This window comes from Devosia sp. UYZn731, from assembly GCF_040546795.1.
Taxonomy (GTDB): domain Bacteria; phylum Pseudomonadota; class Alphaproteobacteria; order Rhizobiales; family Devosiaceae; genus Devosia.
Genome location: NZ_JBEPOL010000001.1, coordinates 715,370 through 738,635, shown reverse-complemented (window position 1 = coordinate 738,635; position 23,266 = coordinate 715,370). Strand labels below are relative to the sequence as shown.

Below are 23,266 nucleotides of genomic sequence, written 5' to 3'. Positions count from 1 at the left end.
GCGGGGCAGGACCCCGCCGTATTGCTTTTCGAGTATGGATCAGTAGGCAATCTGGGTCGTCGTCGAGACGTTGCCAAGGCCAGACTGGCTGACCGAAGAATAGTTGTTGCCGCCGCCAGCTGCTGCCTGGTTGGTCAGCGACAGGTTGGCAATACCGGTCTGGATCGTGGCCGAGTAATTTTCGCCGCCATTGATGGCCAACTGGTTGGTCTGCGCCTGGTTAAACAGGCCCAACTGGTCGATGTCGGCCTCGTTGAAGCCCTTAAGGGCTTGCTGGTTCAACTGTGCGTTGTTGAGCACGCCGGTCTGGTAGGTGCCGCCCAGGTTGACGCCATCAAGTGCGGTCTGGTTCACGTTGGAAGCATTGCGTGCACCGTTCTGGCCGACGTTGAGCCAGTTGTAGCCGGCCGCGTTAGTCTGAGTTTTTGTCGAGTCGTTCAGAAGCCCGTGCTGATCGACGGCCAGATCATTGTGGCCTGCGAAGAAAACGGTAGGCTTGGTGAGCAACGCAATATTGGCTGCATTTGCAGCGGTTACACCAAAAGCCAAAACGGTTGCGGCGATTAAAATGGTACGCATAACTCTTCCCTTAATTTAAACAATGACGCAGGGTTTCCCCATCCCGCGGCCTCGCCATGGGTAAGCAGAGATGCGCAGATGTCCGAAAATAAAGGAAGTCTTAACTATGTAGTACTGCGGGTAAACGATTATTAACCTTACCTATGCAATATGTGATTAATAGATACGGTTTGATTTAAATTTTATATTGTCTAGTGTGCAAAATCGACTGGCGGCGGCGCACAAAAGTGCTGCGCTGTTAATCGGCGCCGGTTTAAACAATGTGCGCGACTTTGCTCCGACCCCCGGCCACGAAGTTGGGCCCTTGGTGCCAGACATAGACTAGGCTTGGGCCTAGCGACGCGATGGTCTTTGCACGAAAAAGAAAAGCCGCAAGCACGGGGCAGCGTGCTTGCGGCAGGGGCCAGGGTCGCTGGGCGTCTGGGGAAGACGCGAGCCCTGGGTTGTTGGCGAGCGCTTTGGCCGCTCGCTATCCCGCCCGGCGCAGACGTGGCATGGGGTATGGCACATCCTTGCCTGTCGGCTGCTCCTGCATGGTGGGGCCGACTGGCGTTGTATCTGGAAGGCTGGGCAGCACGGAGGCGAGCACGGCTTTGCCCCCGAAGCACTGCAAATTATCGCACTGAATGGCATCGACCTGTTCGGATACAAGCTGCTGGCCAGCGACCATGGCCTGATTGGCGGCGGCATGGGGATCAAAATCCATCCCGGGCCGGATCACCATATAGGCCACCAGTAGCCAAAACACTGAACGCACCAAAAACATCGTCTTATCCGAATCAGAGGCAGGCGAACTCGTCCTGCCGCACCAAGCTAGGCAGCCCGGTTTAAGCGCTGCTGCGCCAATTCGATAAAATTTGAAACAAATACCCACGATGTCCTGCTGGGTCAGGGCAAGACCTTGTTTACGCTAATCGGGGAAAGGCCGCGTTGTGGGCCCTCGATCGAGCTTGGGGAGTGTCGCATTTAAGGCCGTCTTAGTGTGTCGGACGCAGTGTGATCACCAACAAGACCTGAATCCAATTCAGGCAATTGCAGGCGAATGCCTGCCTGTGCGGCGTTGATTGGCACAGCAGTACAAGGCGTCGTGGAAGTGAGTATTGTGTATGCGTAGCCTGTTCTCTTTCGGCGCGAGCAAAGAGATGAGCCTAGCCGTCGCCGGCTCCGGTCACCGACCGGAAATGCTGCGGCGCAAGACTCTCGCCACCAATGCGCGCCTCGGCATTATCGCCAGCGCGATCCTCATGCTGCCAGCCATCATCTGCCTGGTCATGGGCACGGCACTGCCATTCGTCATCGCGGCGATCGGGCTGGCCGCCGGCATGATCAGCCTCGCCATGCACCAGCGCGCCCAGTTTGAGCAGGCCGTCGCGGCGCAAGTGTATGCCATCATGGCTATCGGGTTGATCCTGACGCTGGCCGACCCTCACCTGGCCGATGCGGGCCTTGCCATCGCGGTATTGGGGCCGGTCCATGCCTCGCTGCTGGCGCGTAACGTCATGCGCCGCCAGAGCTGGGTAGCGCTCGCCGGCATCGGCATGTTGGCATTCATCGCCTCAAGCTTTGGGTTGCAGGCGATCGCTGTTGGCGTGGCCCCGCTGATGGCCACCTGCGTGCTGGCTTTCACCGTTTGCGCCGGGATCGTGGCTCATTCGGCCAACCGGATTGGCGCCGCTTATGAAGTTTACGACCGGTCCCAAGTAACAGCGTACCGGCACCTCATCGAGCATGTGCAGGACGCGGTTTTGAGGTTTTCCAGTAGCGGCGAAGTGCTGCTCGCTTCCAAGACGTCGGAGGCCCTGTTCGGCTGCCCGCGTTATGAGCTGACCGGCTCCGGGCTTGGCGAGCGGCTGCATGTGCTGGACCGGCCCAGCTATCTGACGGCTTTCGCCGATGCCAATCAGGGTGGCAAGACGCGCATGATCGAAGTGCGGATGCGCCAGGATGATCCTCGGTCCAGCCCACGCGTGCCCCATTTCATCTGGGTCGAAATCAGCCTGTCGCCGGTGATCGATCCCGATTCGAATGACCAGCGGCACGAAGTCGTGGCGCTGTTTCGCGATGTGACCGAGCGCAAGGACACCGAAGCCGCCATGACGGAAGCGCGGCGCGTTGCCGAAGACGCTTCCAACGCCAAGTCGCATTTCCTCGCCACCATCGGGCATGAACTGCGCACGCCGCTGAACGCGGTGGTGGGCTTCTCCGAAATGATGACTACGGGCATTGGCGGCGACTTGTCGCCGACGCACAAGGAATATGCCGGCCTTATCCACCAAAGCGGCAAGCACTTGCTCGAAGTCGTGCGCATGCTCCTCGACATGTCCAAGATCGAGGCCGGCAAGTTCGAAGTGCAGACCGAGCCATTTGCCCCCGATACCCTTGTCGAAACATGCTTCAAAATGGTCGAGGGGCTGGCGCGCGAGCGTAATATCAAGCTTGTTGCCGATATCGCCAACAATCTGCCCGCGCTGGTGGCCGACGAACGCGCCTGCCGCCAAGTGCTGCTGAACCTGCTGTCGAACGCCATCAAGTTCAGCCATGACGGCGGGACCGTGACCGTGACCATGAAGCGCCAAGGGCAGAGTCTGAATATCTCGGTGGCCGATAACGGCATCGGCATGGCGCCTGAATCGCTGCAGCGCGTCGGCGAGCCGTTCTTCCAGGCCAATGAGGGGCTGTCGCGCCGCTATGAAGGCACGGGGCTGGGCCTGTCCATCGTCAAGGGTCTGGTCGATCTGCACGAGGGCACCTTGCGGGCGATGTCGGAAATTGGGGCAGGGACAACCATGACAGTTTTACTTCCTATAAACGGTCCGGCAATAAAGACGGAGGACAGTGCAGTGGTAACGCCGCTGCATCGTGAACCGGCCCCATTGCAAGCGACCCCATGGCAAAACGAAAAAAGAAAAGCGCAATGACGGATTCCACGCTCACACGCCTGCCACTGCTGGCTGGTGGCGCTGTCGCGGCCTCGCTGAGCCGCGCCGGTCTCTGGACGTTCTCGCGCTATATGCGAGCCCCTCTTGCCTCCACGGCCCTGTTGGCCATGGTGACGCTGACGGCGCTGGCCGGCAGCAATGCGCTGTATTTCCAGACCGCGCGTCATCCCGCGCCGTTGTTTGCCCCAGCCCCCGACGTGCCGGAGACGGCTGCTATCGAGCAGGTGCCCGAAGCGCCGGCTTTGCCACAACTGCGCCAAGCCGAAGTGCCGCAGCCGATTTCTCAGGAAACCACCAGCAGCGTGGCGCAGCCTGCGCCCGTGGTGCCCGATGCCCCCGTCGGCAACGCCCAGGTTTTCGAGCTGCAAAAGAAGCTGACCGAACTCAAACTGTTCGATGGCACCGTCGATGGCTTTTACGGACCCATGACGGCTCGGGCGATCCGGGCGTTCGAGGAACATAACGGCATGACGCCCACCGGCGCCATCTCGCCCGGCCTGGTCGACGCGATTCTGCGCGCCGATACCATGGGCATGGCGCCGCAACGCGTGCAGGTGGCCGAAGTCGCGCCGCAGCCCGCGCCTGTGCGCACGATTCGCGCGGCCAAGGTGCAATTGCCGCCGATGCCGTTGGCACCAGTCAACGCCGTACAGGCCCCGACGCCGGTGGAAGACGCGTTCGACACGGTGACCAGTTCGGCGGCGCAGACGATTGATTCGATCGTCGCAGCTGTCGATGGTAGCCGCGTCACCCCTGCGACTGCAACTCTTCGGCCGACGGCGGCGCTACCCTTGATGGCCGCTACGGCCCAGCCGATGCCGGCGCCGGTGCAGCATGTCGCTTCATTGGAGCCAGTTGCTCCCCCCGCCGTTATCATACCGCAGCCGGAAGCCACCCGGCAGGCCGCAATTGCCCCTGCTGCGGCGGCTACCCCCACCAGCAATGCTCAGTTAATCGAACAGGTCCAACGTGGTTTGGCGAGCCTGGGCTTCCTGCAGGGCGCCATCGACGGCAAGCCCGGCGAGGCAACCGCCAAGGCTATCCGCGCCTTCGAGATTTTCCACAACTACGCCCCCACTGGCGAAGTGAACCCCCAACTGGTGGGTCTGCTACGAGACGCCGGCGCCTCGATCTGATGAGCGCGCTGCGCAGCGACCTATGGTGCGCCGCTTTTGTGCGGCGGCACAATGATCTGGGCCATATGTGCGTGGTCTCACGCCTCGGCGACCCCATCGCTGGACAGGTGTGGATCGAGGTCGATCACCTGAATGGCAGCGTCTCGCTGTTTACGCCGGCCCCTTTGGCCAGCCGCACCGATGATACGGCGGGGCTGGTATTTCAGCGCCGGTTTGCCCGCGTCGAGCCGGGCAAGGTTCGCGACCGCATTGCCCAGGAAGCAAGGTTCGACCCCGATTTCTGGGTGCTGAGCATCGACCTGCGCAGCGACGATGTCGGGATCGACGTGATCGCTTAGCTGGCGCGTTTGACGCCGATGCGGGCCAGGGCCTCGATGGTCTGGTTGATCACCGGGTTTTGCGATGCCGACAATGGCGTACGGCGGCTGCTTTCGGTGAACGGCTTGTATTCGGGCTTGGCCAGCTCCAGCAGGTTCACTTCGCCGCGCCAGGCGCTCATCAGATAGGCCATGGCGTCAGGCTCGACGCTGCCGAACATGGTGGCGAAATCGGCAAGCGCGCGCGAGCGCTCGCTGTCATGTGCAGTGGCGTGGATCAGCACCTTGAGCCCGTCATAGGCGCTGCACCCGAAGGCGCGCAGGATAACGAACAGCGAAGCCCCGGTGACGTCGTGGGCAATCTGGCCGCACCGCACTTCGTCGAGGCCGGTGATCTGGCTCAACAGCTTGGTGACTTCCGGGCGACGATTTTCGGAGAACAGCTTCATCAGCGCCTTGGTCAGACCCTGGGTCGCCACGGTAATCTGCTCGATGGTCTTCTTGATTGGCGCGACCGGGGTCTGGCGATTGGCAAAGGCCTTGATCACCTTGATGCGATGATCGTCGGAAAGGTCGAAGAAGGCCGGTGCCAGAAGCGCCGCGTCGAAATCGTCACGACCAGCCAGCGATTCGGCGACCATGTAGTCCATCTGGGCCGAGCGGGCCAAGGCACTGAGATAGGCGCCCCGTGGCACGATGGCTGTGTTGGCGGCCAAGGCGCGGTACACCTTGCGCGAGTTCATCTGGAACAGCTTGGCCAGCACCACATTGGTGAGGTCGGCGCGACGGGCCATGGTGGCCGCCGCTGCGATATCGTGACGCGCGATCACATCCAGCATGGTCGCTTCAGACAGCGCGGGAGCGGCATCCAGAAAGCCGTTGAGATCTTCGCCGATGTGCTCGACTACCAGCGCTTCGAGCACCGGGGAGAGGGCTTCGGCACGTCCCAGGATGGCGGCGCCCTTGGCACGAGCCTGCGGGCCGGCAATGGGAAACAGACGGGTGGCGAGGGCTTCGAACTGCTCGGCCTCGGGCGCCGTGGGCCGGCCGCGGCGCGCATAAGCGTCGCAAGCTGCGATCAGCAAAGTGTTGGTGCGGTCCACACCGCCGGTTTCGATCAGGAGTTGGAAGGTTTCGTAAGGTTGAAAACCAAGCATGTTTTGGGGACCGTCGACTCAGAGAGCACCTCTATTAGGCGCATTTATACTCTTGCCGGCAATTCGTTAGCAGACTGTTAACCTTGACGATCTCTTAATGCACAGGCGTGTGGGGCGTCGCGCGCTGTCATTTTGATACATGTTGCTTCCGGTAGGGACGGAAGAACTGCATTTTTGGAGGCAAGCTTGGGAAAGCTCGTCAAATTCGATAGTCGCCGCCGGCCCGCCAGCGGAGCTTTGCAGCCAGCAGGGAACGCCCAGATTCTTATTTTTACCGGAGTACGGTATGAGCGCGGTACGCCTGTGGCGCCGAACAATCGCATCGATCCGCCAAGACCAAAGCGCAAGCGTGTCTGAACGTCTCCGCCAGTTTTTCGGCGCCGCGGTCATCATTGGTGTCGCGGCTTTGGCCGCGGGCTGCGTTTCGCGCCCGGTGGGAGATTTCGGCCGGGCCGATCCCAGCTTCTCCCACGACGTGATGATGCCCACCATAGGCAACTCGCTGGCCAAGGGGCATCATGAGCCGGTTTCCAATTTCAATCAGACCGATCAGGAAAAGGAGATGCACAACCGCGTCTGGCGTTTCCTGGTCGCGCCGCATGCCAAGGACTGGTTCTACGATGTCGCCGTGGAGCTGCAGCGCACCAGAATCACTGGCGAGACCGACCTGCGGTTTTCAATCGACCGCTATTACACCTGGCTGAAGCGGGCGGACTACGGATCGTCACGAACGCGCTATTCGACCGTTGGTCGCCATATCCAGGCCGATATCGATACGATACCGACGACCTTCATCTCGATCTGCCAGGTGCAGGAGGTCGATCGCCAGCGCGGCGTTGCCGAGGACGGATTGAGCGGGCTGGAACCCGATGTCCGGCGGGACGTCGCCGCGCGGCGTGCCGAGAACGACATGCACATCAACTGGTTCGTAAGGGCCCTGGATTATCGCTACCAATCCTACGACTACGCGCTGAACCATCTGCTGGTTGAAACGCCCCATGAGCAGTCATTGGCGGTGGACGATGCGCTGGCGCAGATGAAGGTCTATCTCGATCGCGCCACTCGCGGCGATTTCTGCAGCGGGCAGGGGCTCATCATCGGTAGTCAGCAGGCGGTGATTCCGTCGCGCTACGGTTCGCGCAACTACGGCGTCGAGCACGTGGACCTGAAGTAGGCGTCAGGCTGGATTGGCTCGGACGATGCCGACCCAGCGCCCGAACGCGGTCATGAATTTGGCCAGGAAGGCCGCAGTGTCTTCGTTGATAAGCGCGCCGGTCTCATCGAACAGTTCGCCGGCCCCGCCGATATAGGCCTCGGGCTGCTGCATCGGCAGCAGGTTGAGGAAGACGAAAGTCTGGCGCAGGTGGTGGTTGGCGCCGAAAGCGCCCAGCTTGTAGGGCGTGATGCTGACGACGCCGGCAGGCAAGCCATCGAAAACGCTCTTGCCGGCCGGGCGCGAGCCGACGTCGAGCGCGTTCTTGAGGCCGCCTGGCATCGAGCGGTTATACTCCGGAGTGACGAACAGGATGGCGTCGGAACTGGCGATATCCGCGCGGAAACGCGTCCAGGTGGCGGGGGCGTTAGCCTCGAGATCCTCGTTATAGAGCGGCAGGTCACCAATTTCGACGATGCGGCAGTGCAGTCCATCAGGGGCCTTCGCCATCAACGCCGTGGCTGTCTTGCGGCTGAGGGAGGCAGCCCGCAGGCTACCAACGACGATGGCGACTGAATGGGGCTCGCTCATGGTGCTCTCCGATGTTGAGGCAGGAAGAATGTGCGGCGGGCGGCATTCGTTCCGGTTCGGATGCGTTCACCATGACGCCGCCTAGGGGGCCGTGTTAAGATTGCATCCCTGCAGTAGCGCTGCCGCTTGAGCGCCTAGGAACGGAACTGACATCATGACTCCGCTGGTCGGGCTGCTCATTATCATCGGCCTGATCGGCGTCAGTGTCGTCATTTCGCTGTCGGAAATTGCCTTTGCGGCGGCGCGCGAAGTGCGCATTCGCGCGCTGGCGGAAGCGGGGAACAGGCAGGCGCAGCGCTTTGTGGCGTTGCGGGCGGATGCAGGGCGGGTAATCACCGCGCTGCAAATCTGCACCAACGCGATTTCCATCCTGGCCGGCGTGGTCGGTGACGGTTTCCTCGGGCCAATCTTCTCGGAAATCTTTGTTCGGCTGGGCGCCGGGGAGATGGCGCCCAATGCCGGGGGCATCGTCGCCTTCTGCGTGGTCACGGCGCTGTTCGTGCTGTTTGCCGATCTGGTGCCTAAGCGGATTGCCCTGCTGATCCCCGAGGAAGTGGCGCTGTCGGTGGGCTGGTTTCCACAATATGCGGTGATTGTGCTGCGTCCGCTGGTGTGGGTGTTCAGTGGCGTTTCCGACTGGATCATCGCCCGGCTCGATCTGCATCCGGCGGTGCCGCACGATCACGTCACGACCGAGGATTTCCGCATGATCCTGGCGGGCGGCGAGGCTTCGGGCGCGCTGATGAAGAATGAGCACCGGCTAATCGAGAACGTGCTGGCGCTGGAACTGCGCAGCGTCACCTCGGTGATGACCATCCGCGACGATATCGTCTATCTCGACATGCGCGATCCGCCGGAGGTGCAGCGGGAGAAAGTGCAGCGGCGGCCGTTCTCCTATTATCCGATTTGCGATGGCGGCATCGATGCGGTGATCGGGTGCGTGCGGGCCGAGGACGTGCTGGCGACCTCGATCGAGCAGCCGGGACCGATCGATTTCGGCAAAGCACGGCGCGACGTGCTCAGCGTGCCCGACAGCCTCAATATTTGGGAAGTGCTGGCCGAGTTCCAGGCCCAGAGCACCGGCTTTGCGCTGGTCGTCAGCGAATATGCGCTGGTCGTTGGGGCGGTGACCTTCAAGGATTTGATGGGCGCGCTGATGCACGGGCTAGCCAATCCGTTCGAGGAGGAAGCCATCCTGCGGCGCGACGACCTGAGCTGGCTGGTCGATGGCGTGGCGCCGCTGGTGGATGTTACCCGCACGTTGGGCCTCAAGACACTGCCCGAAGGACCCTATGAAACCATTGGCGGTTTCATCGTGCACCGGCTGCGCCGGGCGGCGCGCAAGGGCGATAAGGTCGAAGAGTCGGGTTTTGTGTTCGAGGTGGTCGATGCCGACCGCACCAGGCTCAACCAATTGTTGGTGACCAAGGTCGCGGCCAAAATAGCACCCAAGGTGACGGCCAAGTAATTTGCAGCGACGGCGCGTTGCCAGAGGCAGGATTTGCTGGCAAGTTCGACTTGCGAGTGTGGGATGGGCTGTAACATCGACGCGGGCGTAACAGCCCGCGGAAGGAATGCTATGCGCACTTTTCTGGTCTTCGTTTTTCTCGCCCTGTTCCCCACTATGGTGTTCGCTCATCCCGATCCGCTGCACGCAGTGGGTCTGGTGCATGGCTTCGAGCATCCCCTTGGCGGGCTGGATCATATCCTGGCCATGGTAGCGGTCGGCGTCTTTGCCTTCGTGCTGGGCGGGCGCGCGCTGTGGCTGGTGCCGCTCAGCTTTATTGCCATGATGGTGGTTGGCTTCGCGCTGGGGATCAATGGCGTCGACCTGCCATTCGTTGAACTGGGGATTGCGCTATCCAGTGTGGTGATCGGTGGGGCGGCGGCCTTGAAGGCGCCAATGCCCGTTGCTGGCGCCATGGCGCTGGTCGGGGTGTTTGCAGTGTTCCATGGCCACGCCCATGGCGCCGAAATGCCGGAAAGCGCCGGTGGGCTGCTCTATGCCGCCGGCTTCGTGGCAGCCACGGCGGCTTTGCATGGCGCCGGCATTGGCGCGGCGCTGGGCGTCAGCAAGCTGGCTGGCAAACATGGAGCAATGGTCGCTCGGATCGCTGGCGGCGCTTTCGCGCTTGGCGGTATTGGTGTGCTGTTCGGCTGGCTCTAAGCCACCGCCGCGTCGATGAATTTCTGCTTGGCGTCCGTATAGGCGGCGCGGTTATCGGCAAACTCCACGGCCAGGCGGTCCTTGAGAGCCTCGTAGTCCCGCGCCAGCGCGGCATCGGCCAGCAGCCGGTCCCGGAAGCGGATATTGCGGTGCCATTTGGGGCCGTCATGGGCGACGACATGCAGCAAATGTGTGCGAGGCTCGCCCTTGCCGAACACATGGTTCGGCACTCCGGCATTGGCAACGTATTCGTAGCCGATGCCAGCAAGGACTGGCGCTAGCAGTGGGCCCTGATCAAAGTCTGCGATGCCGAGCATGACATCGAGGATGGGCTTGGCACGGATGGTGGGAATGGACGTGCTGCCGAAATGCTGCAGGTCGATGACTATGGGGCCGACAGCGGCGCGGATGCGTGCGTCTTCTTCAGCGAAAGCCTGCTGCCAGTCGGGGTTGTGATCGACCAAGAGCACGATGCCCTTGCGCAGACCAAGGCCCCATTGGTTCTTCTCGTTCATGCCAATCTCCTCAAGAGGAGTTTGCCCTTGGGGCGCGGTCGAAGGCAACAGTCTCAAGCCGGCGCTGGCGCCGGGGTCTTGATGCCGCATTTAACCTTCGCCAACTCGTCTTCGAAACGCTGGCGCATCGCCTGGTGGGGAGGGGCGAGGCGGACCAGCACGAAAATATCGTCGTCAACCGACTCGACCACCAGCAAGCCCTCGGCAATATCGAGCTGTTGCTGGGCCAGCAGCCGCGTCTGGTCGGCGTTGAAAATGCCCATTTCGAGTGTCTGCCCGATGCCGTCGCGATTAGTGGTCGAATAGGTGATGATGCCCTGCTTGTTGAACAGCGCCACCGACCAGAACGCATCGGGCATGATGCCCGAAAGATAGGCCGGGCCGGCATTGAGGTCGATCTGGCAGACGCCGTAGGCAACATCGGGGTCCAGTCCAAGCGGATTGGGCTCGCCGGGCACGACCTGGGGCAGGATCACCATTTTGTTTTGCGCCTTGAGCGCGGCGATGCGCGTCCAGATGGTGTCTTCGGCCAAAGCCGGTAGGGTCAGGATCACCACGAGGTGGATGATGCCGCCCAGCATGGCGCCGCCGAGCAGCCAGAGCAGGGTGCGGATCATGCGCAACCCTCGCGCTGGATCGACGGCATGGTCTCGCCCCCGGTGCCGAAACCGGAAAATACTGCGGTGTCGTAGAGCGTCAGCACCAGCCGGAAATTGCCGGTGCCGGTGAGTTCGAGCCAGTTTTGCGGCGCCAATTGCTTGCCCACATAGATCAGGATGGCGCCGTCATGGGCACGCGCGATGGCGTTCGAGCGCATGGCCGCATCCTCGCCGGGGCGGGCGAGATTGACGCCGTCAGCATCGAGGGCCACCAGGGTCCAGAACGTCGCCAAAGGGGTCTTGCCAGCGATGCGATAGGTGCAGGCCAGCGATAGGGTGTCCCCCGCGCTATCTGTGGTGGCGGTGAACTGCAGGCCTTCGCTGAGGCCGAGTTGTAACCCGGCGGTACGAGTCAGGTGACCGCGCGTATAGGGATTGGGCGCCGCGGTGCCGACATCGGGCCAAGCGATCCAGGGACCAACCACAGCGGCGCCGAACAGGCGGCCATCGGTCAGCGCGTAATAGCTCAGCCCGAAGCCAATGCCGAGCGCGACCGTAACCAGCAGCAGGAGGTGGATGACGAAACGCAAGGATCAGGTGTCGAAAGCGGTGGGAAGGGACATGGATGGCCTGGTCGCTGCAACTTTAGGTATTGGCTATAGCAATGGGTGGCGGTGGGCGGAAGCGGGATTTGAATTGCGTCAGGGTTGGGGGCTGATTTAGCCCGACCCAACACCTACAACCCGTTCGTTTCCGCCGGGATCGGAGTGCTGGCCTGATCGGTGAGCGGCATAGTGGCGCGGAGCGTCGTGCGCAGCATGTCGGCGACATCGACGAGCTTGCGGGCAGCGGCGGGCTTGAGGGTCGGTGGCCGCTCGGCGGGCGGCTCCTCGACCTGGCTGGGATCGGTCGCGGCGATGATAACCTTTTCGGGCACGAAATCGACGCCGAACACCGGCAGGATCTCGATATTGGTGTGGGCATAGGCCATGAATTTCTGCCAGGCGATTGCCGGTAGAGTGCCGCCAGTCAGCGTTTTGGTGGCGTGGTAATCGTCATTGCCGAACCAGACTGCGGCAACGTAATTGCCGGTGAAGCCGCAGAACCAGGCGTCGCGATAGGACGAGGTGGTGCCTGATTTACCCACCGTGGGGACGCCCTCGATTTTGGCCCTGGTGCCGGTGCCGCCGGTAACGACGCCGCGCAGCATCTGGTTCATGCCCTTGACCGTGGTTTCGCTCAGGATGCGCTCGCGCGGGGCGTCCGGATGGGCCTCGAAAATCACCTCGCCGGTCAACGAACTGATGCGGTTGATGCCATAAGCAGGGGTTTTGTAGCCCTCATCGGCTAGCACGGCATAGGACGAGGCCATGTCGAGCACCGAAACCGAGGCCACGCCGAGCGCCAGCGAGCGGGTCACGGGATAGTCGGCGCGTAGGCCCATGCGGTGGCTCAACTCGGCAATCGAGTCACGGCCGGTCTTGATCGACAGCGTGACGGCGACCGTATTGAGCGATTGGGCCAGCGCACTGGCCAGCGTGACCTGGCCTTTGTAATTGCGGCCATAATTCTGCGGGCACCAATCGCCGATGCAGACCGGGCGATCGGTAATCAAGCTCTGCGGCGTCAACCCCAATTGTTCGAACGCCTCGGCATAGACGAAGATCTTGTAGGATGAACCGGGTTGGCGGTTGGACACGATGGCACGGTTGAACTGGCTCTTGCCGTAATCCACGCCGCCCACCATGGCGCGCACGGCGCCCTTGGTATCGGTGACCACCATGGCGGCCTGCTCGACATCGTAGCGTTCCCCGCTATCGCGAATGGTCGAGGTGACGGCGTCCTCGGCGTACTTCTGCAGCGTGGTATCGATGGTGGTGCGGACCACGAAATTGTTGGACGTGTGCCGGGACCCTTCGATGATGGTCTTGGCCTCCTCGAAGGTCCAATCGAGGAAATAGTTCGGCGAGTTGACATCGGCGGTGCGGTCGACCGGCGAGGCGGGGTGGCGGCGCGCGGCGGTGACCTGGCCCTCGGTGAGGAAGCCGGCGGCCACCATATTGGTCAATACCAGATTGGCCCGGGCACGGGCGGCTGCCAGATCGACATGGGGGGCATATTTGGTGGGGGCCTTGAACAGGCCCGACAGCATGGCGGCTTCAGCAAGACTGATGTCCTGCACCTTCTTGCCGAAATAGAAGTCCGAGGCCGCGACGACCCCGAAATTGCCGCCGCCCATATAGGCGTGGTCGAAATAAAGCTTGAGAATCTGGTCCTTGGAATAATGCCATTCCAGCCAGACGGCGAGGAAAGCCTCGATCACCTTGCGCTCGATGGTGCGCTCGGAGGAGAGAAACAGGTTCTTGGCCAATTGCTGGGTGATCGACGAGCCGCCCTGCGTGCCGCTATCGCCCGAGGCATTGCTGGCGATGGCGCGCAACGTGCCGACGACGTCGATGCCGAAATGCTCGTAAAAGCGCCGGTCTTCGGTGGCGAGGGTCGCCTTGATGAGGTAGTCGGGCATGTCGGCCAGCGCAACACTATCGTCCGAGCGGATGCCGCGGCGGCCGATTTCGTTACCGTAGCGATCCTGGAAGACGACGGAATAATCCTCGGCCTTGTTGAATTCGCCGGTGGCGGTGGCGTCAAAGGCCGGCAAAGCCAGGGCTGTCAGCAGCACTGCGCCGATGGCGCCGAAGGTAAAGGCGTCCGACAGCAGTTCGACAAACAGGCGCATGATGCCGCGAACGCGGAAGACGGACATGATGTCCTGGAACTTGGTCCAGCCGCGACCGGCCGACTGGCCCATGTCGTAGAGCGAGGAATCCAGCCACGCATCGGCAGCCAGCATGCTGGATTTCTTGACGCGCTTTTCTTTGGTATAGAAGGGATCCTGCACGTCGATCCTCGCTGGCGGGGTCACGGACCTTTGTCCGTGATTGTCCCCATAGGCAACACAATCGCTGGAATATGATTGCCCTTGGCACCGCACAAGAGCAAACCGGCAACACCATAAACTGGCTCAGGTTAAAATGGCCTTCTGGGAAGAAAAATCGCTAGCCGAGATGACCCCGACCGAGTGGGAGTCGCTGTGCGACGGCTGCGGTCGCTGCTGTCTGATCAAACTGGAGGATGAGGACAGCGGGTTGCTGATCACCTCCGACGTGCGTTGCCAGCTATTGGACGGCGATACCTGCGCCTGCACTGACTATCCGGGCCGGCAGAAGAAGGTGCCGGACTGCATCAAGCTTGATCCCGAGAACGTCGTCTCGATCAAGTGGATCCCCACCACCTGTGCCTATCGCCGCATTGCCGAGGGAAAGGGGCTGGCCTGGTGGCATCCGCTGGTCTCGGGCGATCCGCAGACGGTGATCGATGTCGGCGTCTCGGTGAAGGGGCGAACTTTCCTCGAAACCGATGTCGATCCCGACACTTGGGAAGAGCATGCGGTCGATTGGCCGGAATGGGAACCACCCGAAAGCCTCTAGGGGCAGTGCTTAGCGGTGCGATAACCGCCGGTTAACCGCAGTTGTAAACCGACTGTTAACCATGATGTGGCCAGATCGTGGCACGCGCAGCGTATGGCGAGCCCAGAACAGGCATCAACATGACCGATACCGTGACGATGAAGGTAACTGCCGATCCGTTCTGGACTCGGGTCCGCATGGCATTGGGCGCCGCGCGCCCAGCACCACAGGAGCGGTTGCCAGCTTACGGCAAGGCCGCGATGGCGCGTTCGATCGGCATGAAGCCGCGATTGGGCACCCGGCTCGAGGAAGAGCTGGTGATGGCCTGGATGCGCTCGGCCGAACGCAAGGTGTCGTTGAGCCTGCTGGTCATCGAACTGGACCGCTTCAAGGAATATTGCACCGCCTATGGCAAACTCGAAACCGAGGATTGCCTGATGTCGGTGCGCGACGCGATCCGTGCGGTGCTGCCGCGCGAGGGCGATAGCGTGCTGCGGTTGGGGCAGGCCTCGTTCGTTGTGGTGCTGCCCGATTTTCCCGTGCTGATGGCGCGGGCCACGGCACAGAAGATCGCCAGCGCGGTGCGCGATCTCGGCCTTGCGCACAAGGAAAGCCATGCGGGCATCGTGACGACCGGCATTGGCCTGGCCGTCGGCAATCCGCGCGGCAATTATGATCGCAAATTCTTCGAGACGGCAGCCGAGGCGCTGATCAAGGCGCAGAAGCGTGGTCTGAACCGGATCGAAGCGGTCGACCTGAGGCCGGCACAAGAACGCAAGCGCAAAGCTGTATAGTGGGCGGAGGGGTTCCCTCCGCGCCTCTCAGCCTCTAAGAAGCCCGTCCTTCTGCCGCCCGGCGCGCGGCGCAATGCACGGAAATCCTCATCATGGCCACCGCTTGCGGGCTCGACTTCGGCACGTCCAATTCGACCATGGGCACTGCGACTCACCACGGCGGTCCGCGCCTGCTGGCGCTTGAGGACGGCAAGCCGACCATTCCGAGCGTGCTGTTTTTCGGCTTCGAGGATGACACTATCCATTTCGGCCGCGCCGGTGTCGCCGAATATGTGACCGGCGCCGAGGGACGGCTGATGCGCTCGCTCAAGAGCGTGCTGGGCACATCGCTGATCGGCGACAGCACGCGAGTGAAGGCGCGCAGCTATGGTTTTGTGGAAATTCTGGGGATTTTCATCGCCGAATTGAAGCAGCGCGCCGAGACCGAACTGGGCGAGCCGGTGGACAGCGTCGTGCTGGGGCGGCCGGTGCATTTCGTGGATGACGATGCCGTGGCTGATGCCGAAGCCCAAAAACAGTTGGAAGGCGCCGTGCGGGCGCAGGGTTTCAAGCACATCGAATTTCAGTTCGAGCCGATCGCGGCGGCGCTCGACTATGAGCGGCAGGTGAGCGACGAGCAATTGGCTCTGATCGTCGATCTGGGCGGCGGCACGTCGGATTTTACCGTGATCCGGGTGTCGCCGGAGCGATCCAAAAAGCCGCAGCGCGCCGACGATATTCTGGCGACGGCCGGCGTGCATGTCGGCGGCACCGATTTCGACCGGCTGCTGTCGGTGGCCAAGGTGATGCCCGAACTGGGGCTGGGCAGCGAAACGCGGGACGGCAAGCGCTACCTGCCGGTGGCGCCGTATCATGAATTTGCCACCTGGCACCGGATCAACCGGCTGTATCACGCCAAGCCGCTGCGCGACCTGATCGGGACGCGCAACGAGGCGCGACGGCCCGACCTCGTCAGCCAGTTCATCGCGCTGGTCGAGGAGCGGCAGGGGCACCGGCTGGCCGGGGCGGTGGAAGCGGCCAAGATCGCATTGTCGGATGCGGACGAGTACCGGTTTCACTTTGAGGGACGCGGCGCGAAGATTGATGCGGTGATGACCAATGCCGACCTGGCGCGGGCGCTGGACAATTCGGTGGAACGCATCACGGCGACGATCGACGAGACGCTGGTGCGGGCAGGGGTGGGCGCCGAGGCGATCGATAGCCTTATCCTGACGGGTGGCTCGACGCTGGTGCCGGTCATCGTGGCGCGGTTGCGGGCGATGTTTCCCGATGCGGCGCTGGTGCGCACCGACGTGCTGGGCAGCGTGGGTTTGGGACTGGCCATGGAAGCGTCGAGGCGTTTTGGCTGAGCGCGCGTGGTTAGCAGCTCGTTCACCAGAACGATGGTATTTGCCGCGTCCAATCACACATCGGCCTGAATTCGGCGTCACCGAGCGCGGCAACGCGATCCGGTGGACATGTCCCCGAGGCTCAAGGAAGACATATGACACTTTTGCAGACCTCCGCCGCGCTGCTACTCGCCCTCGGCATGGTTGCGCCCGTGGCGGCGCAGGATCTGAGCCCGGTTGGGACCTGGCAGACCACGACCGGGGAGTCGCGCTATAAGGTGAGCCTGTGCGGCGACGGCACACAACTCTGCGCCAAGCTGACCTGGCTGCGCGCCGATGCTCGGACGCCGAAAAACCTGGCGATGCTGAACAAGCTGGTGGTGCAGAACGCCAAATCGATTGACGAGAACAAATGGCGCGGCATGGTGAAGTATGACGGCCATGAGGTTTCGGGCTCGGTGACGCTGGTGAATGCGAACCAGATGAAGCTGTCGGGATGCCAATTGGTGGCGTGCAAGCAAGTGGACTTCGTAAGGCTGTAAGCTTGGGTTTTGGCGAAGGTTTGGCCCCGTTCTGCGAAAGCAGGGCGGGGTTTTTATTGGCTGGCGCTCGCGAGTGTTCCTCCCAGACGCGACGTCATCCCCGCGCAGGCGGGGATCTATTCTTGGGTTCGCTGGCACCCAAAGAATGGGTTCCCGCCTGTCCGGGAATGAGGCTGTGGGTGGGACTGAACAGCGTAAGGCCGAACAAACTTATGCAACAAATCCCCGCGTGACGGTGGCGTGTTAGCTTTTGGGCATGATCGAGAAATTGGGTCAGGCAGCGATGATGCAGGACGGCGACGAGAGCATCAGCCCCCGCAGTTGGCCGCATGTTCGCGAGGCGTATGAAAGCGGCGACGGCACCATCGACGACGTTTGCGAGCGTTTCGGGGTGACCAAGGGCGCCCTGGAATATCATTGCCGGCGTGACGGCTGGCTCAAGCGATCGGAACGCGATCCGACCGCGCGTTCGCTGCTGCTGGGGCGCATGTTCAAGGTGTTGGATCAACACATAACCAGACTGGAGAATTTGTCGATGGACGAACAAGACGGCAAGGAGGTCGGCCTGCTGAGCGTGGCGGTTCGTACCTTCGAGAAGCTGGACGAGCTCAATCGCGGTGAGCCGGGCAATGTGCCCAAGCAGAAGAAGGATATGCGCGATCTGCGCGACAAGCTGGCCCGGCGCCTTGACCAGCTCAAGCAGCGCTGAGTCAGTCGCCGAAGTCGCAAAGCTGACCGATAAACAGGCCGAGGCGAAATATTATGGCTGGGCCCAAGTGTGGGCCCGAGCCGATCAACTTGCGCCGGACGGCGACTGGACGACCTGGCTCATGCTGGGCGGGCGCGGCTCGGGCAAGACCAGGGCCGGTGCTGAATGGGTGCGCTCCCTGGCGGCGGCGAAAGTGACGCCGATCGCCTTGGTGGGCGAAACCATGACCGAGGCCATCGCCGTGATGGTCCGGGGTGAGAGCGGGCTACTGAACGTTCACCCGGACGAGGCACGGCCGGTGCTCAAGGGCACCAGCCTGATTTGGCCCAACGGGGTCGAGGCGATGGTGATGTCGGCCTCCGATCCGGACCGGTTCCGGGGGCCGCAATTCGCGGCGGCCTGGTGCGACGAGGTGGCCAAATGGCCTGATGCGGAAGCGGCGTGGGACATGCTGCAGTTCGGCCTCCGGCTGGGCGACAAGCCGCGCCAACTGGCCACGACCACGCCCAGGCCGACGCGGCTTCTGAAACGGCTACTGGCCGATCCGCTGACGGCGGTGACGCGGGCGAAGACGGCGGATAACCGAGCGCATCTGGCGCCAAGTTTCCTCGACGCGGTGGTGGGGCGCTATCGGGGCTCGGTGCTGGGGCGGCAGGAGCTCGATGGCGAGATGATCGAGGACATGCCAGATGCGCTGTGGCAGCGGGGCATGTTCGTGCCGGTGGGGCCGGTTTTGTCCGAGCGCATCGTGGTGGCGGTCGATCCGCCGGTGACGGGCAATGAGCGCTCGGACGCCTGCGGGATCATCGTGGCCGGACGGGTTGGCGAGGGCGCCGTGGTGCTGGAGGACCGGACGCTGAAGCCGGCGGCGCCGCTGGCCTGGGCCCGGCGGGCGGTGGCGGCGTTTCATGCCCATGGGGCCGACGCCATTGTGGTCGAGGTCAATCAGGGTGGCGACCTGGTCAAATCGGTGATCGCGCAGGTCGATCCCAATGTGCCGGTGCGAGCCGTGCGGGCGACGCGGGGCAAGTGGCTGCGGGCGGAGCCGGTGGCGGCGCTTTATGGACGAGGGCTGGTGCGGCACCTGGCGGGGCTGAGCGAACTGGAAGACGAGATGTGCGCATTCGGCAATGACGGGCGCAGCGATGGGCATTCGCCGGACCGGGTGGATGCGCTGGTGTGGGCGATCACGGAGCTCTTGCTGGTGGATATGACGCCGCGCGTTCGGCGGATTTAGCAAAACAAGGAATTTGACATGCCGAACTGGTTCAACCGCCTGACCGGCGGGCGCGACAACACGCCTGCCGAACGCAAGGATTTTGCCGGGCATTCGGTGCTCAGCCTTAGTCAATTGGGCGCGGCGAGCTGGAGCAATCGCGGGTTTGCGAGCCTGGTGAACCAGGGGTTTGCGAAAAATCCAGTGGTCTATCGCTGCGTTCGGTTGATCGCCGAGGCGGCCAATCGGGTGCCGTTGGTGATCGAGGAGAACGGGCGGCTGGTGGATGAGCATCCACTGGCGAGCCTGCTCGGGCGGCCCAATGGGCGGCAGTCCGGCGGGGAAATGCTGGAGGCGGTGTTTGCCTATTTGCAGACGGCGGGCAATGCCTACTTGCAGGCCGGCGTGGTGGACGGCGAGGTCAAGGCGCTGTTCTGCCTGCGGCCGGACCGGATGCGGGTGGTGGCGGGCGGCGACGGTTGGCCGGTGGCCTATGATTACACCGCGGGCGGCAAGACCACGCGGCTGCGGCAGGACAGCTTGCCGGTGCCCGATGTGCTGCACATGGCGCTGTTTCACCCGCTCGACGACCATTACGGCATGGGACCGCTGGAGGCGGCGCAGACGAGCCTCGATATCCACAATGCCGCCGGGCAGTGGAACAAAGCACTGCTCGATAACGCGGCGCGGCCAAGCGGGGCGCTGGTCTATTCGGTGGCGGGCGGGAATTTGACCGCCGAGCAGTTCGAGCGGCTCAAGACCGAGCTGGAGCAGGGGTTTTCCGGGGCTTCGAACGCCGGGCGGCCGATGGTGCTGGAAGGCGGGCTGGATTGGAAGACCATCGCGTTGTCGCCCCGCGATATGGATTTCATCGAGGCCAAGAATGCGGCGGCGCGGGATATCGCACTGGCCTTCGGGGTGCCGCCAATGCTGCTCGGGATACCGGGCGATAACACCTACGCCAATATGGCCGAGGCTAATCGCGCGTTATGGCGGCAAACGCTAATCCCGCTGGTGCTGCGGGTCGCGGAGGATTTGAGCAATTGGCTGTCGCCGGCTTTTGGCGGCGCGGTGATCAAGGCCAATTTCGACGATGTCGAGGCGCTGGCCGAAGATCGCGCGGCGCTGTGGGCGCGGGTGGGTGGCGCGGAGTTTCTGAGTGACGCGGAGAAGCGGGCGATGCTGGGGATTGGACCATGATGACGTCCGGTGGCAAGGTTGAGATTGCGGCACTGCTTGCTGAGCTGAAGCTCACTCTTTGCTTAAGGCGTCTTGACCGTGCCCTTGGCGATATGATGCGGAAATATCGTTCGGATCTCAAGGTGGACAATGGATCACCGCAGGTGGGGCACAACCGGGGACGCGGACAAGAATAGCTCTTGCTGCTGTCCTGCTTACACAACGGGTTGGCGTTGGCGATCAGGGACTAATCAGGCATTGTATTTATCAGGACATGCTTGGTCGGCAACGTACCCTTGAGTTGGATGCAGCCGAGATTTGTCCCCAACAATACCGGCATTACGCTAGGAGCAATCGTCATGCTGCGGATCAACAATATTGGTGTGACAGAACGAGCCGCTCTCGTATTGAGAAAGCAGCGTGACGGCTTTGTTCCCCGGGATCCTGGCGACGTTTTTGCTCTGGCTTACATGTCGCGTTTTGTAAATTCGGATGGCACGACTGTTGCGGGTTTCGTCCCCGGATATGGCCGTCATTCTGTTTCGCCTGCGGGGAGAGGCGATATGTGGTTGCTCGCCCAGCCTTTTGGCGCGCCAGAATTCTTGTTCATGCCGAGGTTCACATGGAGCGCCGACGAGCGGTACGTCATCGACGTTGCCAGTGAGCAGTATGAGCTTTTGTCGATAGGGCCAGCGGACACGCGGTAAGCCACGGCCCTACTTGATTACGACGCCTTAAAAGCCCCTCCCGGGGCTTTTTTCATTTCGGGAGCAACGAACATGGACGAGCTGACCAAAACCGTCATCGAGCGCGGTGACCTGGCGCATTTGGCGCTGTTTTTGTGGGCGTCGGGAGCCAGTGCGCTGCTGGTGTGGACGCTGCGGGAACTGGCGGCGGCCAATAAGCGGTTCAACGACTTCGTACACGAAATTGCCAGCCTCAACCGGCTGTTCAAGAAGGGAGATTGACCTGTGGCGGACAAGCAGAACCGGGACGATGCGCAGCAGACGTTCCGGCAATTTGCCTGGAACTTGGCAGGCACGCTGGCCAGCGTCAAGGCCGGGGTAAAGCCGCCGGCCAGCAAGCCGGGCAAACGCTGATGGCGGGGGCAGGCAGAATTCCCATCGACGCGGATGGGCGGTTTTCAGGCTATGCCAGCCTGTTCAATACGCTCGATGCCGGCGGCGACATGGTGATGTCGGGCGCGTTTTCCGCGAGTCTCGCCAAGCGGCGCGGGCGCATTCGACTGCTGTTCCAGCATGATCCCAAGGAGCCGGTCGGCATCTGGGAGAGCCTGGGCGAGGATGCTCGCGGGCTGTTCGTCAGCGGGCGGCTGGTACCGGGCGTGCCGCGGGCCGATGCGATCCGGCGGCTGATCGAGAGCCGGGCAATCGATGGGCTGTCGATCGGCTTCCGCACCGTCAAGGCGACCAAGCAGGGTGGGCATCGAAAGCTCTGGACCATCGACCTGTTCGAAATCTCGATCGTGACTTTTCCCATGCTGGAGGACGCGCGCATCGCGGCCTCCGCTGACCATTCGACCGGCGCCGCAATCGCGGCGGCGATTTCCGTTCTCCGCAACCCTTAAAGGATTTTCCATGGACCGGACCGACGACAGTTTTGAAATCAAGGCAGGCACCGGCGGCGATGTCGCCGGCATGTTCGCTGAATTTTCCTCGGCCTTCGAGGAGTTCAAGCGCACCAATAACCAGCGCATTGGCGAAATCGAAAAGCGCGGCAGCGCCGATGGCCTGCTGGAAGGCAAACTCGACCGGCTCAATGCCGTGCTCGACGGGCAGAAATCGGCGATGGATCGCGCGCTGGCCGACAAGTCGCGGCCGCTGCTCGATGGCAAATCGGCCGGCCAGGGCAATGAATACAAGGACGCCTTCTCAGCTTATGTGAAGCGTGGCGAAGAGAAGGCGCTGTCGGTGGGCGTCAATGCCGATGGCGGCTATGTGGTGCCAGCGGAAACCGAAACCGAAATCACCCGCATGCTGACCTCGGTATCGCCGATCCGCGCCATTGCGGGCGTACGGCAAGTGTCGGGTTCGATCTACAAGCGGGCCATTTCACTGACCGGGCCGGCAACGGGCTGGGTGGGTGAGACGGCAGCGCGCCCGACCACCAATTCGCAGACGCTGGGCGAGCTGAGCTATCCGACCATGGAACTCTACGCCATGCCTGCGGCAACCTCGGCTTTCCTCGACGATGCGGCAGTGGATGTCGGGCAGTGGATCGCCGACGAGGTCAATGCGGCGTTCGCGGCGCAGGAGACCACGGCGTTTGTCAGCGGCGACGGGGTCAATAAGCCCAAGGGCTTTCTGGCTTCGACCACGGTGGCCGAGGCGAGCTGGAGCTGGGGTAATCTGGGCTATGTCGCCACCGGCGCAGCCGGCGCACTTCCGACCACCAGCGCCAGCGACGTGCTGATCGACCTGGTCTATGCACTCAAGGCCGGCTACCGCCAGAACGCCAACTGGGTGATGAATCGCAAGACGCAGGGTTCGCTGCGCAAGCTCAAGGACGCCGACGGCAACTATCTGTGGCAGCCGGCGGTCAGTGCGGATGGCAAGGCCCGGTTCATGGGGTTCGAGCTGGTGGAGGCCGAGGACATGCCGAATATTGGGGCAAGTTCGCTGTCGGTGGCGTTCGGCGATTTCAAGCGCGGGTATCTGATCGTGGATCGCCAGGGCGTGAGCGTGCTGCGCGATCCGTTCAGCTCCAAGCCGTATGTGCTGTTTTATACGACCAAGCGGGTCGGTGGCGGCGTGGCGGACTACGACGCGATCAAGCTGCTGAAGTTCGCCGTCTCGTAAAGTCCGTGATCCTGGCCATCTGGCTCGAAGGCCCTGCGCTCCGGTGCTCACGTACAGAA

General features: G+C 62.4%; 26 protein-coding genes. 18 read left to right on the top strand and 8 right to left on the bottom strand.

Annotation, left to right across the window (positions count from 1 at the left end; genetic code table 11):
* Nucleotides 1-39: 39 nt before the first annotated feature.
* Both ABIB57_RS03405 and ABIB57_RS03400 read right to left on the bottom strand, forming a co-directional pair.
* Nucleotides 40-579 (bottom strand): hypothetical protein, encoded by a 540-nt coding sequence (locus ABIB57_RS03405; protein WP_354038429.1) that lies wholly within the window; start codon nucleotides 577-579, stop codon nucleotides 40-42.
* Between the two features lie 469 nt (nucleotides 580-1,048).
* Nucleotides 1,049-1,345 carry a hypothetical protein gene (locus ABIB57_RS03400; RefSeq protein ID WP_354038428.1) on the bottom strand — a complete coding sequence of 99 codons (297 nt, stop codon included), beginning with the start codon at nucleotides 1,343-1,345 and terminating at the stop codon, nucleotides 1,049-1,051.
* A gap of 376 nt (nucleotides 1,346-1,721) precedes the next feature.
* Here ABIB57_RS03400 and ABIB57_RS03395 point away from each other — a divergent pair, with 376 nt between their 5' ends.
* From ABIB57_RS03395 to ABIB57_RS03385, 3 genes are read left to right on the top strand one after another with little or no spacing between them, the layout of a single operon-like run.
* Entirely contained in the window at nucleotides 1,722-3,497 is a 1,776-nt protein-coding gene (locus ABIB57_RS03395) for a PAS domain-containing sensor histidine kinase (RefSeq protein WP_354038426.1), read from the top strand.
* A complete protein-coding gene (locus tag ABIB57_RS03390) occupies nucleotides 3,494-4,654 on the top strand; it encodes a peptidoglycan-binding domain-containing protein (protein ID WP_354038425.1) in 1,161 nt (386 codons plus the stop codon). The genes ABIB57_RS03395 and ABIB57_RS03390 overlap by 4 nt, the downstream gene beginning before the upstream one ends.
* Nucleotides 4,654-4,992, top strand: coding sequence for a DUF1491 family protein (locus ABIB57_RS03385; protein ID WP_354038424.1), 339 nt, complete (start codon nucleotides 4,654-4,656; stop codon nucleotides 4,990-4,992). The genes ABIB57_RS03390 and ABIB57_RS03385 overlap by 1 nt, the downstream gene beginning before the upstream one ends.
* On the opposite strand, the gene ABIB57_RS03380 is transcribed toward ABIB57_RS03385, so the two are convergent.
* Nucleotides 4,989-6,128, bottom strand: a complete 1,140-nt coding sequence (locus ABIB57_RS03380) for a DUF2336 domain-containing protein (RefSeq protein WP_299730081.1) — start codon at nucleotides 6,126-6,128, stop codon at nucleotides 4,989-4,991. The two genes, ABIB57_RS03385 and ABIB57_RS03380, sit on opposite strands and share 4 nt — an antisense overlap.
* Nucleotides 6,129-6,477: 349 nt before the next feature.
* On the opposite strand from ABIB57_RS03380, the gene ABIB57_RS03375 reads away from it, so the two are divergent.
* Nucleotides 6,478-7,302: a hypothetical protein gene (locus ABIB57_RS03375; RefSeq protein ID WP_354038423.1), complete on the top strand. Its 825-nt coding sequence runs from the start codon at nucleotides 6,478-6,480 to the stop codon at nucleotides 7,300-7,302.
* Nucleotides 7,303-7,305: 3 nt separating this feature from the next.
* On the opposite strand, the gene ABIB57_RS03370 is transcribed toward ABIB57_RS03375, so the two are convergent.
* Entirely contained in the window at nucleotides 7,306-7,872 is a 567-nt protein-coding gene (locus tag ABIB57_RS03370; RefSeq protein ID WP_354038422.1) for an NADPH-dependent FMN reductase, read from the bottom strand.
* Between the two features lie 154 nt (nucleotides 7,873-8,026).
* On the opposite strand from ABIB57_RS03370, the gene ABIB57_RS03365 reads away from it, so the two are divergent.
* Together ABIB57_RS03365 and ABIB57_RS03360 are read left to right on the top strand one after the other, a co-directional pair.
* Complete coding sequence (locus tag ABIB57_RS03365) at nucleotides 8,027-9,340, top strand: hemolysin family protein (protein WP_354038420.1); 1,314 nt, start codon at nucleotides 8,027-8,029, stop codon at nucleotides 9,338-9,340.
* 111 nt (nucleotides 9,341-9,451) lie between these two features.
* Nucleotides 9,452-10,039, top strand: a complete 588-nt coding sequence (locus tag ABIB57_RS03360; protein WP_354038418.1) for a HupE/UreJ family protein — start codon at nucleotides 9,452-9,454, stop codon at nucleotides 10,037-10,039.
* Here ABIB57_RS03360 and ABIB57_RS03355 read toward each other — a convergent pair.
* The 4 genes from ABIB57_RS03355 to ABIB57_RS03340 form a co-directional block, all read right to left on the bottom strand.
* On the bottom strand, nucleotides 10,036-10,554 hold the full coding sequence (locus tag ABIB57_RS03355; RefSeq protein WP_354038416.1) for a GrpB family protein: 519 nt from the start codon (nucleotides 10,552-10,554) through the stop codon (nucleotides 10,036-10,038). The two genes, ABIB57_RS03360 and ABIB57_RS03355, sit on opposite strands and share 4 nt — an antisense overlap.
* A 53-nt stretch (nucleotides 10,555-10,607) precedes the next feature.
* The gene (locus tag ABIB57_RS03350) at nucleotides 10,608-11,171 is read right to left on the bottom strand and encodes a DUF1254 domain-containing protein (protein WP_354038414.1); all 564 of its coding nucleotides are present in this window, start codon (nucleotides 11,169-11,171) and stop codon (nucleotides 10,608-10,610) included.
* The gene (locus ABIB57_RS03345; protein WP_354038412.1) at nucleotides 11,168-11,743 is read right to left on the bottom strand and encodes a DUF1214 domain-containing protein; all 576 of its coding nucleotides are present in this window, start codon (nucleotides 11,741-11,743) and stop codon (nucleotides 11,168-11,170) included. The genes ABIB57_RS03350 and ABIB57_RS03345 overlap by 4 nt, the downstream gene beginning before the upstream one ends.
* A 146-nt stretch (nucleotides 11,744-11,889) precedes the next feature.
* Complete coding sequence (locus tag ABIB57_RS03340; protein WP_354038410.1) at nucleotides 11,890-14,076, bottom strand: transglycosylase domain-containing protein; 2,187 nt, start codon at nucleotides 14,074-14,076, stop codon at nucleotides 11,890-11,892.
* Between the two features lie 109 nt (nucleotides 14,077-14,185).
* Here ABIB57_RS03340 and ABIB57_RS03335 point away from each other — a divergent pair, with 109 nt between their 5' ends.
* From ABIB57_RS03335 to ABIB57_RS03280, 12 genes are all read left to right on the top strand, one after another.
* The gene (locus ABIB57_RS03335) at nucleotides 14,186-14,641 is read left to right on the top strand and encodes a YcgN family cysteine cluster protein (RefSeq protein ID WP_354038409.1); all 456 of its coding nucleotides are present in this window, start codon (nucleotides 14,186-14,188) and stop codon (nucleotides 14,639-14,641) included.
* Nucleotides 14,642-14,718: 77 nt separating this feature from the next.
* Nucleotides 14,719-15,414, top strand: a complete 696-nt coding sequence (locus tag ABIB57_RS03330) for a diguanylate cyclase domain-containing protein (RefSeq protein ID WP_354038408.1) — start codon at nucleotides 14,719-14,721, stop codon at nucleotides 15,412-15,414.
* Nucleotides 15,415-15,506: 92 nt separating this feature from the next.
* Nucleotides 15,507-16,763: an Hsp70 family protein gene (locus ABIB57_RS03325; RefSeq protein ID WP_354038407.1), complete on the top strand. Its 1,257-nt coding sequence runs from the start codon at nucleotides 15,507-15,509 to the stop codon at nucleotides 16,761-16,763.
* 134 nt (nucleotides 16,764-16,897) lie between these two features.
* A complete protein-coding gene (locus ABIB57_RS03320; RefSeq protein WP_354038406.1) occupies nucleotides 16,898-17,284 on the top strand; it encodes a DUF2147 domain-containing protein in 387 nt (128 codons plus the stop codon).
* Nucleotides 17,285-17,534: 250 nt separating this feature from the next.
* Nucleotides 17,535-17,993 carry a hypothetical protein gene (locus ABIB57_RS03315; RefSeq protein ID WP_354038405.1) on the top strand — a complete coding sequence of 153 codons (459 nt, stop codon included), beginning with the start codon at nucleotides 17,535-17,537 and terminating at the stop codon, nucleotides 17,991-17,993.
* The gene (locus tag ABIB57_RS03310; protein WP_502914337.1) at nucleotides 17,971-19,230 is read left to right on the top strand and encodes a DNA-packaging protein; all 1,260 of its coding nucleotides are present in this window, start codon (nucleotides 17,971-17,973) and stop codon (nucleotides 19,228-19,230) included. Before ABIB57_RS03315 ends, ABIB57_RS03310 begins: the two co-directional genes overlap by 23 nt.
* Before the next feature lie 18 nt (nucleotides 19,231-19,248).
* Nucleotides 19,249-20,409, top strand: coding sequence for a phage portal protein (locus ABIB57_RS03305; protein WP_354038404.1), 1,161 nt, complete (start codon nucleotides 19,249-19,251; stop codon nucleotides 20,407-20,409).
* A gap of 338 nt (nucleotides 20,410-20,747) precedes the next feature.
* Nucleotides 20,748-21,095 carry a hypothetical protein gene (locus ABIB57_RS03300; RefSeq protein WP_354038403.1) on the top strand — a complete coding sequence of 116 codons (348 nt, stop codon included), beginning with the start codon at nucleotides 20,748-20,750 and terminating at the stop codon, nucleotides 21,093-21,095.
* Nucleotides 21,096-21,167: 72 nt separating this feature from the next.
* Nucleotides 21,168-21,356 (top strand): hypothetical protein, encoded by a 189-nt coding sequence (locus ABIB57_RS03295; RefSeq protein ID WP_354038402.1) that lies wholly within the window; start codon nucleotides 21,168-21,170, stop codon nucleotides 21,354-21,356.
* Nucleotides 21,357-21,359: 3 nt separating this feature from the next.
* Nucleotides 21,360-21,488, top strand: a complete 129-nt coding sequence (locus ABIB57_RS03290; protein ID WP_354038401.1) for a hypothetical protein — start codon at nucleotides 21,360-21,362, stop codon at nucleotides 21,486-21,488.
* Complete coding sequence (locus tag ABIB57_RS03285; RefSeq protein ID WP_354038400.1) at nucleotides 21,488-21,976, top strand: HK97 family phage prohead protease; 489 nt, start codon at nucleotides 21,488-21,490, stop codon at nucleotides 21,974-21,976. The genes ABIB57_RS03290 and ABIB57_RS03285 overlap by 1 nt, the downstream gene beginning before the upstream one ends.
* 10 nt (nucleotides 21,977-21,986) lie before the next feature.
* Nucleotides 21,987-23,207: a phage major capsid protein gene (locus ABIB57_RS03280; protein WP_354038399.1), complete on the top strand. Its 1,221-nt coding sequence runs from the start codon at nucleotides 21,987-21,989 to the stop codon at nucleotides 23,205-23,207.
* Nucleotides 23,208-23,266 lie beyond the last annotated feature (59 nt).

Coding starts and splice junctions, on each gene's coding strand:
- ABIB57_RS03395 (WP_354038426.1), top strand. CDS start 1,722: ATGAGCCTAGCCGTCGCCGGCTCCGGTCACCGACCGGAAATGCTGCGG.
- ABIB57_RS03360 (WP_354038418.1), top strand. CDS start 9,452: ATGCGCACTTTTCTGGTCTTCGTTTTTCTCGCCCTGTTCCCCACTATG.
- ABIB57_RS03325 (WP_354038407.1), top strand. CDS start 15,507: ATGGCCACCGCTTGCGGGCTCGACTTCGGCACGTCCAATTCGACCATG.
- ABIB57_RS03335 (WP_354038409.1), top strand. CDS start 14,186: ATGGCCTTCTGGGAAGAAAAATCGCTAGCCGAGATGACCCCGACCGAG.
- ABIB57_RS03350 (WP_354038414.1), bottom strand. CDS start 11,171: ATGATCCGCACCCTGCTCTGGCTGCTCGGCGGCGCCATGCTGGGCGGC.
- ABIB57_RS03390 (WP_354038425.1), top strand. CDS start 3,494: ATGACGGATTCCACGCTCACACGCCTGCCACTGCTGGCTGGTGGCGCT.
- ABIB57_RS03400 (WP_354038428.1), bottom strand. CDS start 1,345: ATGTTTTTGGTGCGTTCAGTGTTTTGGCTACTGGTGGCCTATATGGTG.
- ABIB57_RS03285 (WP_354038400.1), top strand. CDS start 21,488: ATGGCGGGGGCAGGCAGAATTCCCATCGACGCGGATGGGCGGTTTTCA.
- ABIB57_RS03295 (WP_354038402.1), top strand. CDS start 21,168: ATGGACGAGCTGACCAAAACCGTCATCGAGCGCGGTGACCTGGCGCAT.
- ABIB57_RS03280 (WP_354038399.1), top strand. CDS start 21,987: ATGGACCGGACCGACGACAGTTTTGAAATCAAGGCAGGCACCGGCGGC.
- ABIB57_RS03320 (WP_354038406.1), top strand. CDS start 16,898: ATGACACTTTTGCAGACCTCCGCCGCGCTGCTACTCGCCCTCGGCATG.
- ABIB57_RS03355 (WP_354038416.1), bottom strand. CDS start 10,554: ATGAACGAGAAGAACCAATGGGGCCTTGGTCTGCGCAAGGGCATCGTG.
- ABIB57_RS03300 (WP_354038403.1), top strand. CDS start 20,748: ATGCTGCGGATCAACAATATTGGTGTGACAGAACGAGCCGCTCTCGTA.
- ABIB57_RS03305 (WP_354038404.1), top strand. CDS start 19,249: ATGCCGAACTGGTTCAACCGCCTGACCGGCGGGCGCGACAACACGCCT.
- ABIB57_RS03405 (WP_354038429.1), bottom strand. CDS start 579: ATGCGTACCATTTTAATCGCCGCAACCGTTTTGGCTTTTGGTGTAACC.
- ABIB57_RS03380 (WP_299730081.1), bottom strand. CDS start 6,128: ATGCTTGGTTTTCAACCTTACGAAACCTTCCAACTCCTGATCGAAACC.
- ABIB57_RS03370 (WP_354038422.1), bottom strand. CDS start 7,872: ATGAGCGAGCCCCATTCAGTCGCCATCGTCGTTGGTAGCCTGCGGGCT.
- ABIB57_RS03385 (WP_354038424.1), top strand. CDS start 4,654: ATGAGCGCGCTGCGCAGCGACCTATGGTGCGCCGCTTTTGTGCGGCGG.
- ABIB57_RS03365 (WP_354038420.1), top strand. CDS start 8,027: ATGACTCCGCTGGTCGGGCTGCTCATTATCATCGGCCTGATCGGCGTC.